The sequence below is a fragment of the Dickeya zeae NCPPB 2538 genome, from assembly GCF_000406165.1.
Classification (GTDB): Bacteria; Pseudomonadota; Gammaproteobacteria; order Enterobacterales; family Enterobacteriaceae; genus Dickeya; species Dickeya zeae.
In genome coordinates this window covers 4262054-4270562 of the sequence record NZ_CM001977.1, presented here as the reverse complement: position 1 = coordinate 4270562, position 8509 = coordinate 4262054, and the positions used below count along the sequence as shown (strand labels likewise).

The 8509-nt window shown below is 38.5% G+C and carries 14 protein-coding genes and 1 pseudogene; all 15 read left to right on the top strand.

Features of this window, described 5'->3' with window-relative positions:
* Positions 1-2: 2 nt before the first annotated feature.
* Complete coding sequence (locus DZE2538_RS18780) at positions 3-332, top strand: hypothetical protein (RefSeq protein WP_050568713.1); 330 nt, start codon at positions 3-5, stop codon at positions 330-332.
* A gap of 309 nt (positions 333-641) precedes the next feature.
* A complete protein-coding gene (locus DZE2538_RS18770; RefSeq protein WP_236616980.1) occupies positions 642-1205 on the top strand; it encodes a hypothetical protein in 564 nt (187 codons plus the stop codon).
* Between the two features lie 266 nt (positions 1206-1471).
* Positions 1472-1828, top strand: coding sequence for a hypothetical protein (locus tag DZE2538_RS20975; protein ID WP_152486150.1), 357 nt, complete (start codon positions 1472-1474; stop codon positions 1826-1828).
* Positions 1825-2214: a hypothetical protein gene (locus tag DZE2538_RS20970; protein ID WP_038916978.1), complete on the top strand. Its 390-nt coding sequence runs from the start codon at positions 1825-1827 to the stop codon at positions 2212-2214. Before DZE2538_RS20975 ends, DZE2538_RS20970 begins: the two co-directional genes overlap by 4 nt.
* A gap of 46 nt (positions 2215-2260) precedes the next feature.
* A pseudogene (locus tag DZE2538_RS20565) lies at positions 2261-2592 on the top strand (transposase); the annotation flags it as partial.
* Positions 2579-2908, top strand: coding sequence for a hypothetical protein (locus DZE2538_RS18760; RefSeq protein ID WP_050568712.1), 330 nt, complete (start codon positions 2579-2581; stop codon positions 2906-2908). The pseudogene DZE2538_RS20565 and the gene DZE2538_RS18760, both read left to right, overlap by 14 nt.
* Positions 2909-2921: 13 nt before the next feature.
* Entirely contained in the window at positions 2922-3149 is a 228-nt protein-coding gene (locus DZE2538_RS18755; RefSeq protein ID WP_038916976.1) for an Imm31 family immunity protein, read from the top strand.
* Positions 3150-3324: 175 nt separating this feature from the next.
* Positions 3325-3573 carry a hypothetical protein gene (locus DZE2538_RS20560; protein WP_071603595.1) on the top strand — a complete coding sequence of 83 codons (249 nt, stop codon included), beginning with the start codon at positions 3325-3327 and terminating at the stop codon, positions 3571-3573.
* A gap of 381 nt (positions 3574-3954) precedes the next feature.
* Positions 3955-4170: an Imm31 family immunity protein gene (locus tag DZE2538_RS18750; RefSeq protein WP_038916975.1), complete on the top strand. Its 216-nt coding sequence runs from the start codon at positions 3955-3957 to the stop codon at positions 4168-4170.
* A gap of 110 nt (positions 4171-4280) precedes the next feature.
* A complete protein-coding gene (locus DZE2538_RS18745) occupies positions 4281-4835 on the top strand; it encodes a hypothetical protein (protein ID WP_038916974.1) in 555 nt (184 codons plus the stop codon).
* 248 nt (positions 4836-5083) lie between these two features.
* Positions 5084-5476: a hypothetical protein gene (locus DZE2538_RS18740; RefSeq protein WP_236616979.1), complete on the top strand. Its 393-nt coding sequence runs from the start codon at positions 5084-5086 to the stop codon at positions 5474-5476.
* A gap of 431 nt (positions 5477-5907) precedes the next feature.
* On the top strand, positions 5908-6312 hold the full coding sequence (locus DZE2538_RS18735) for a hypothetical protein (RefSeq protein WP_038916973.1): 405 nt from the start codon (positions 5908-5910) through the stop codon (positions 6310-6312).
* Positions 6313-6600: 288 nt separating this feature from the next.
* Complete coding sequence (locus tag DZE2538_RS21325) at positions 6601-6945, top strand: hypothetical protein (RefSeq protein WP_038916972.1); 345 nt, start codon at positions 6601-6603, stop codon at positions 6943-6945.
* A gap of 64 nt (positions 6946-7009) precedes the next feature.
* The gene (locus DZE2538_RS18725; RefSeq protein WP_038916971.1) at positions 7010-7357 is read left to right on the top strand and encodes a hypothetical protein; all 348 of its coding nucleotides are present in this window, start codon (positions 7010-7012) and stop codon (positions 7355-7357) included.
* 745 nt (positions 7358-8102) lie between these two features.
* Positions 8103-8390, top strand: coding sequence for a hypothetical protein (locus tag DZE2538_RS18720; protein ID WP_038916970.1), 288 nt, complete (start codon positions 8103-8105; stop codon positions 8388-8390).
* Positions 8391-8509: the final 119 nt, after the last annotated feature.

The following is an 8509-nucleotide window of genomic DNA, read 5'->3' as shown; positions in this document are numbered from 1 at the left end:
TCATGGGTGCAACTATTTTTATTGGCTATCCAGAAGGAAAAGATTTGCATGTTACCCTTAACAGGAGAGCTTCGGATGCGTTAGAGGATTTATTCAATGATGCTCTACAAAGTAGCTATCCAATAATATATGAAAAAATAATGGAGGTTTTAGTCCTTGATCAGATCAGTTTTACTGATCTGAGTCGTGAAGACTTTAATCTTGCGGTAAAAAATATTCGGGATTGTATAAAAAGGCGTACTGAACTAACAGAATGGCAGCTATACCAAAAACGCATATGGGAGGAGGAAATAGAACCTCTCGTTCAGCAAGATGAGCGCTATCAGCAATAGAGTTATTGAAACGATCCCGGCCTTGTGCCGTGATCGCTGTTTTTACCAGGCTGACTCCGAGTTCCGCTTTAATCACCAGCCGCACGAATTCAACTGTGATAATAACGGGTTGACCAATGTTAAAAATGAGCGTTGGTGGTTCTTGAAAGAAAACTGTTGTTGGGGCTATTTACTTACCGGTGTGGCTATCACTGGTTTTATACTCGTGCAAAGCTCTGCTAGCGATTTTTTGGTCTGATGGGTGACTGAGGCCACGCAATTTTTGTTAGGTTATTATTAATAATATTTTTTCTGGAGATAATAATTTGTATGAGAAAATTTATAGCAATTATTCCTGTTTTATTTTCTGTGGGATGCTCGATTAGTACAACCAAATCTATGTCTGACTACGAGGGGAGTGACTCTTCGCGTATCCGAGTAAAAAATTATCTCCCTCCGTTAACGTTGGAAGTTCATGAAAAATCAAATGGGTGTTACAAAGTTATAGATGCGAGAACATTAACGGCCGGTGTGAACTTTATAGGAATAAAGTCAACCTATAACAAGAGAATTCCAGGGATGGCTCCTCCCTCAACGGCAATGCAAGGTATGGACTCTCTTGAGTATGTAATTAAAGCTAATCAACATATAAAGATAACCTATCAAGAAGAAACGTTTAGATCTCAATACACTCAGATAATTGCTACACGTTCAGCTTCATTTATCCCTGAAGTTGGGCATGACTATGATATATATCCTACTAATGGAGGAATGGCGATAAAAGATATTACGGCGGCGAATAGTCAAGTTCGTTGGTGGGGGGGGATGAAGTTGAATGTAAATATCATTTGGGATGGTTCGGTAGAAAAGCATATAATAGTTAATGTTAAATAACTAAAAAGGAGTGAAACATCACTCCTTCTATAATAAGAGTCATGGTGTTTTTGGCTGTTCATTGTATTTTTCGATAATAATTTTTCACTATTGAATGTTATTTTTCTACTACAGGGTATCAGGTGGAACTGCTGGCGTTTTCAATCACAACTGGCCGGTATTAAAACAGCAAGCGACCCTGGAGGGGATGCGGCGGCGATGTCGCTTCGCTGCTGTAAACTCGCTGTCTTAGCGCAATATACCTTTAAGGACTCTCTTCTCCTGCTGTGTGGGCGCATTCATTTATTCGTTTCTTGGATTCAGTTGTCAGTCAATTTGATAATATTCGGCCAATAGGTGTTAATATTACTGAAATGAGTGCTGTGCTATCTAAGAATGGGGTTGGTAATAATGTTATTGCCACATTAACACCAAATCAACTCAAAGAGTTGAGTTCACAAAATACACCATCAATAATAGCGATTTCCTCTGGTGGTTCAGGTTATTTCATTGTTGTAGATGCATATAAGGAAATTAATGGAGTAGGTTATTATATGATAAGAGATACTTTTAATGGTCCGCTTGGGATTAGAACTGATTTCTTATACGGCAAGATGACTGGAAACGGAGTTATCATAAAATGATGAATGTAAGTCAGTTGATGAGTCTCAATGTAACTAACCCCCCACTTATGATAACTGGGTGGTTGGTTAGTGTCGGGCATGATTTTTATTTGATTGATTGGGATGGCCGTGATGACTATATGAATTCACCAAAATTTCCAATAGAAAATAAAGGCCTGCTTGATTGTCTAAAACTGGATGGGAGATTACTTTTTAATGGGGGTGGCCCATTGTTATTTCATCCTGCCAGAGCCTTGTGTTATATATTGACCAATATCGAGTTTAACGAAAATAAGTTGTATTTAAGTGAATTATCTCTTGAAAATGATAATATTTGGATTGATATAAATCTCAATGCAAAAAATGATAATGAAAATAATATGGATTGGAATGATATTTTTAAATAAAACGAAACTATATAGGCTTTGTTGAATAAATCGAACTTTTGCTGAGTTGAAGGAGCAGAGCACGCATTCCCTGACAACGCAGGCAGTCCCGTGGCAAAGCAGAAGTTCAGCATCACCAACTGGCACACCTATAACAAAGCGCTTATCAACCGTGGCTCCATGACTTTCTGGCTGGACGACGAAACAATTAAGGCGTGGTGTGGCACAGCCCCGCCTTCAGCACGCGGAAGACCTCAGCGCTATTCTGACCTTGCCAGCACTGCCGTTCTGGTGATTAAACGCGTATTCCGGCTGACCCTGCGGGCTGTACATGGCCTAATTAGCACAGAGTACACTGAATTATCTTGCCGCCGCAGTAGGGTTGATGCCAGTCTTAGATGACGCTGCAGGCAAGATGCTTAAGATGGCGGAAAAGGCGTTAAAAGCAGGAGATATTGAAACTGCTTCTAAGTTAATCAACAAAGCCAGTGATGAAATTGCCGGTTCGGTAGCTCATACGGGAGCGGCGGTTAACCTTGGCGAAGTCAACCGACTGAAATATGACCCCCATGCTGGCAAGAACAAGCTTGCAGAAGGTTCAGCCGCCACCGAATTGCAAAATACTATGGGCGGGAAATTGGAACGTGTTGATCCTGATGCAAGTGGTGCCGATTTTGTATTTCTCTACGGACATGGAAAAATTATGTATAAGTAATGGGAGTATATTTATGGAAAAAAAGATTGGTTTCTATCAGGAGGTGAGGATATCTCCTAATTGCAAAGAAAAAAACAAGAAATATATAGGTAAAAAAGGCGGTGTTATGGGGGGGAGCGAAGAAGGCGGTATACTATACGGGTACTCAATAAAACTTTATGATGAGGAGTATCTTTTATCTTTTGATAAAGATGAAATTATCCCAACTGGGAAGCAGCTAACCCAAGACGATTTTTACTGAAAAAGAGAACGGCTTAATAGCTTCGCTCCTGATGTTGGATATCGGTGCTCAGATGATTGAAAAATCTAATAAAAATACAGCGTAGCGAATTAACTCAGGGCGCTGGCATAGGGCAACCAATGATGAATTGTCTAATTTTAAAGATAAATTTTATGATTATGTAAGGTGGTGGAGGATGGAATTATTAGAGACGAAGTTTATTTCTTGTGTCACTTTACTTGATGTGAGGTTATCGGAAGGAGAAGTTACAGTATTGGCTGATTGTTTAAATTTTATGCTGAATAATTGTTCTGATGAACAAATAAATCAAGAAACAGAGTGTGAGAGTAAAGAAGAATTATCTTGGTATCGAAATAGCTTACTTGAGTTGCTAAAAGCAATAGAAAATAAAGAATATCTTCCTGAACGATATAAAAATCTGTAGCTTAGCCAGCTTTATCTGGGTGTCTCAGGTGGGCTGTGCAGACAGCGTTCCATAACAGCGTATCTGGTTAACGTGAATGGAAGTGTTGTCAGCCAGTGCCAGTTGTGTCAACTCTGCGGTTTTGCGCAGTTGTGTTAGTCGGACAGGAAATGTTTCGTCATGACCGTCATGCCGACGGTATGACAAAACCACCCGGTCAGAGCCACGCCCAGGCCACCCGCGCGAAAACAAAAAACCAGCGCAGGCCGGGGGTGAGTGTGTTATTACTCGGCAAACTTAAGGCCGCTGGGGTAACGCTTTAGCCAGTCATCGATATCGGTAGTTTGGACAAAACAACATAGCTCTATTCCGGGATGGAAAAATTACGCGCAAGTGATCGCCATGAAAATAGCTTTTTATCAGGAAGTCGAAGTTAAAGAAGATGCTAAAAATGACAAGTATGCAAAATGCAAAGGAGTAGTTATTGGAATTAGCGAAGAAGAGGATATTGTCTATGGTTACTCTGTGGTAATTCATGGAAAAGAAAATTCAGTGTACTTCGAGAAGGACGACGTTTTCCCCACGGGTATTATCTTTGAACGAGAAGATTTTTACTGATAAAGAGCCTGGCTTAACAGCCAGGCTCTTTTGTCAGCCCTAAACCACCTCCTATGGAGGTAGTGATTGTTCCTGAGAGGCTATAGTAATCATTCAGGGGACAGGAAAAGATGCAAGTAAGTGATGAGAAATTACGGCAAATTTTATTGGAAAGGGATAGGTTGAAAAAGCCTCCTCAATCAACAGATAAAGCCACTGGTGTTGGAATCGCCAGATTCATTGTGTCTTGTGATGATGTTCCTTCAGTATTAGGTCTGGCAAAAGAGGTGTTGATCACTGTAAATCATTATTCAACCGAAAACTGGCTTTCCCTTAATGAATGGTCAAATGTCCTTCCATCCCGGTTTGTTAACGCCTGTTTGCCAGAACTGACTGAAGCGGAAAGAAAAAAGCAAACTAGAAGGTGGGATGAATTATCTTATGAAGAAAAACTTAAGGAGGCCTCTAATGATAAAAAATGGACATTATCATCATGGTTATCTTGGCTAGAACCTGATGAGCGAGAATGGTTTTGGTGGGATGCGGTGTTATTCGATGCACCGTTGAGTAATAGCCATTTTATAATCGAGGTTACTGCTATTGACTCCCCTTTTATGTCTGGTGCTTTGAAATGGTTATTTGAAGCCTGCGGGGCGATAAATATTATTTCGGAAGATGATTTATAAAATAAAACCTCGGCTGAGTTGGTTGGGGATTTTTGCTTTTAAGTCCTAAATCCCTTTCCTCCATTTATTATCACCGTAGTTGGAGTATATCGGTCACAATGGTGACCGACTGTTTTTCAGCGCTGGTGATCCCGGATTCAGTGAAGTACAGGCTGCTAGGGTAATGCTGTAAGAATTTATGCTACTTGGACGATTTTACCTGACGGTTCAAAGCGGCTATCAACTATACAAACGGGGGCATTTAAGTGATGTTGAATCCAACCCAATCAAACATCAAAGATCTATTTGATGGATTAAACAGCTATCTAGCGAATGGTTATGTTAATGAATTGTCATCTGAAGATCCTGAGAAAGAGGCGTTTGATTATCTCAATAAACTTTACTTAATTAATGAGCGTGAAGGACTTGCCTTTTGTAAGTTAATTTTGGAGTCGGAAATATTATATAATGACTTCCTAAGAGCGGCTTGTTTGTCATATCTATTACTGTCGGAATGTGATTGGCAGTATGCGTTTTCATTTATAATTAGGTATAGTGAGAGTTTATCAGTTCCATCTCTAAAGGATACTCTGTTTTATTTTTTTGTGCGAAAAATGAGTCAGATCCTCATCCGATACCTGATGGGCTTTTTAAAAAATTAATGGAAAGGTATCAAATGATAAAAAATGAGCCTGATGCAGATTTTTATCATCTACATGAAGTATACAGTGACTTTGTTAAAGCGTATTCATTGGATACTTAGTTAGGTTAATGGAAAAGTGGCGATGATTCTAATTATTCGATTCTGATAACTAATGTGTATTAGCTCAGATACTGTATTTCGTCTCAATTCCCAATCTACACGTACTGATCTACAACGACCTGTATCCGCAGGATGCTGCCAATGCAAGCTCCATGATGGATGTAACATCACCCGCGATGCGGCCATCACAGCCATAGCTGAAGCAAACAAAAAAGCTGGGATGAAGTGGCGGCGCAGTATGATAGGTTGATGCAACTGCATAGGATGGTCAGTACGCTGGCAGGATACTGTTCTTAACAGGATTAAGAATTACAATGGGATTATATTAAAATGATGACTGTCAGAGAAGTAGTTGATAATTTCTCTAATTATAAAGAGGTATATGTTAATGGATATATTATCTATCATTCAGATGGTAATTTAATTTTGATTGATAAGGACTATGGAAGTGATTATTTAAAACCCCCTTTTTTGAAAATTGAAAACCATGGGTTGAGTGATAATCTTGAGAATAATGTTAGTTTATATGGCGGTGGTTCATCAAGGTTATTTCATTATGCGAAAATAAAAGGGGTGCTATTTTTAGATGAAATGGAAAAGCCATACTTGAAAGTAAGGGAATTATTTGTTGAAGATAACGGATTGTGGCGTTTGATAGACTTAAGCAGGCACTATGAGCCAAGAGATAGAGAGGAAATAAATTGGCATGATATTTTTAAAGAGGATGGTCATTAAAATCAGTATTCTTGTTCTTGTACCTTTTTCCGGGAAGATCAGTTTTATCGATTAGCCTCTCCGTTTCGCCTCAACTGCCCGGCATATTTGAGAGATCGGTGGTGATTATCTAAGAGTGCTTAATCTCTCGGACCGGAAGTATTTTGTGTCCACCAACAGTCTGCTGAATGTGTTCTCCGAAATAATCAGTTCAGAGGCTCTACGGAACCACATGTCAATAAAATGATTCCCCCTGTTATGGCTGTAAGTTATGCTTGTCTATGAATAGGCGATAATGTAGTGATAAAGATGACAAAGCAAGAGATATATAAGAAGATATTTGACCTTGTTTTACCTTATATAAGAAATGTTCAGTTACAGAATGCTTGGCTAAGGGCAAGAGACAGGTCCTGTTATTTTGATGTTGAACTTATACATAACTTATCAAAAAGTATTCTGGATTTTGATTTTGTGGAACATGACATTTGGTTTTTAAATAACCAAGCAAAGTACTATTTTGAAAAATGCAGTGATGAGATATCCCCCAATTACACCCAGAATGTAGAGTACATTAAATTGTTATTTAAAATAGTTCCTGATGAGTTAAAGTCAAGGTTGTCTTGGGGGGGGGCCGTAATCGGATATATATCTTGAAATAAGTGGGGGCGATTTTATTTTATCGTGTGGATTTTTTTATTAACTTGAGATGGATTGGAAAATGAAGGATGTTAAAAAATTGCTAGACGCTTTTGGTTTATTGCCAACATCTATAGGATGTAAGATAAAAATAAATGCTAAGTTGATTATTCATGCTGAGCGTGTTTATTTAGTGCCAAGAGATGCTTGTTTTGATAATAAAAACCACATGGAAATATATTTTCCAAATCTTGAACGTATGTTAGATGATATTGTAGGTGGATGGGTTGGAGGGACCGTCAGTTACGATGATGATGTTGAAGTAATTGGAGTTCTTAGATATGGGACTGTAAAGGAGAAGCCATTATCTATCTGTGAGATAGAAAGTTTCTCATTATTTAGGGATGACGAGTTGTTTCGTGTTATCTGAGGAAACTTTGGTGTGATGCAATGGATTAAGATAGATGGTATAAGATTGAACAGTGAATAATTTCACTGCGTATTCAAGTAAAGAATGATTTTCTTATACCAATTAACTCCATTGGACACAAGAGATATATCAGACAGATACAAATCAACTAATGATTTCATGATAATTGACTTGTAGTGTTTTTTAGGGGTGAGTTAATGCTGTTAAAGGTTTTTTTCCTGAAAATTTATTGACTGGTTCTCTTGTTGAACAAAACGATATACCTTGTATGATTAAGATCTCAGATAAGTTCGAACTAATTTTTTCAGTAGTTGAGCCTGCTTCTACAGGTATAGTAGATGAATGGGATAGAGACAGATTTGAGAAAAGAACTCTTGCAAGGGCAGGGGGGAGCATACTCATTATGAACCAGGGTTGGTGACTTTAAATAGGGTAGGTGGTGATATTTACAAAATATCTGATCTATCTGTTTTTTATAATGATTTTGGGTGGTGTCCTATCCTTATAAATGGAGATTATGCGGATCCATATCCATTCTGGGATAGTGATGACGACGACCCTGGCTATATACGATAATTAGAATATGCTTTGGGGGGTATAGCATGAAAATGTTGAACCCGAAAGTTGGCGCGCTGTATGAAAATCTTAAATACAGCGAATAGTGCGACTAATCAATCAGCCTTGAGTGCAGAAGAAGTAGCTGTACAAAATGTAACAATCGTAGGTAAGTTTAAGGGAACTTGGAATGGAAATGCCGTCTTCAACTAGTAACTCATTATATATAGATAATGTTTTATATTCGGAAGAGGATAGAAGCGTTATTTTATATTTTAGCTGCATTAACAATAAAGAGATTTTATCAGCAAAAGTGAAAAAAGTTGGGGAGATAAAGGTAGTCAGTTCTGACGAGTTGTATTTGTTTTTAATGAAATTTATGCCTGATAAATCCTCAATTTTTAATGAGTTGCATAAAATAATCTGGAATTACATTGACGGTAGGGAAGTAGCCTTCCCGATCCAGTTAGTTCCCTAAATATCGACAATCTCCCATCCCATGCTACGGATTAGAGTTATCCCCAAATGGCCGTTTCCGCGCTTAAGCCTCGGCGTAGCGCTACTGCTAGCGGTGTTTTGGGCTGTTGTAAGTATCCC

Coding starts and splice junctions, on each gene's coding strand:
- DZE2538_RS18780 (WP_050568713.1), top strand. CDS start 3: ATGGGTGCAACTATTTTTATTGGCTATCCAGAAGGAAAAGATTTGCAT.
- DZE2538_RS18770 (WP_236616980.1), top strand. CDS start 642: ATGAGAAAATTTATAGCAATTATTCCTGTTTTATTTTCTGTGGGATGC.
- DZE2538_RS20970 (WP_038916978.1), top strand. CDS start 1,825: ATGATGAATGTAAGTCAGTTGATGAGTCTCAATGTAACTAACCCCCCA.
- DZE2538_RS18760 (WP_050568712.1), top strand. CDS start 2,579: ATGCCAGTCTTAGATGACGCTGCAGGCAAGATGCTTAAGATGGCGGAA.
- DZE2538_RS18755 (WP_038916976.1), top strand. CDS start 2,922: ATGGAAAAAAAGATTGGTTTCTATCAGGAGGTGAGGATATCTCCTAAT.
- DZE2538_RS20560 (WP_071603595.1), top strand. CDS start 3,325: ATGGAATTATTAGAGACGAAGTTTATTTCTTGTGTCACTTTACTTGAT.
- DZE2538_RS18750 (WP_038916975.1), top strand. CDS start 3,955: ATGAAAATAGCTTTTTATCAGGAAGTCGAAGTTAAAGAAGATGCTAAA.
- DZE2538_RS18745 (WP_038916974.1), top strand. CDS start 4,281: ATGCAAGTAAGTGATGAGAAATTACGGCAAATTTTATTGGAAAGGGAT.
- DZE2538_RS18740 (WP_236616979.1), top strand. CDS start 5,084: ATGTTGAATCCAACCCAATCAAACATCAAAGATCTATTTGATGGATTA.
- DZE2538_RS18735 (WP_038916973.1), top strand. CDS start 5,908: ATGATGACTGTCAGAGAAGTAGTTGATAATTTCTCTAATTATAAAGAG.
- DZE2538_RS21325 (WP_038916972.1), top strand. CDS start 6,601: ATGACAAAGCAAGAGATATATAAGAAGATATTTGACCTTGTTTTACCT.
- DZE2538_RS18725 (WP_038916971.1), top strand. CDS start 7,010: ATGAAGGATGTTAAAAAATTGCTAGACGCTTTTGGTTTATTGCCAACA.
- DZE2538_RS18720 (WP_038916970.1), top strand. CDS start 8,103: ATGGAAATGCCGTCTTCAACTAGTAACTCATTATATATAGATAATGTT.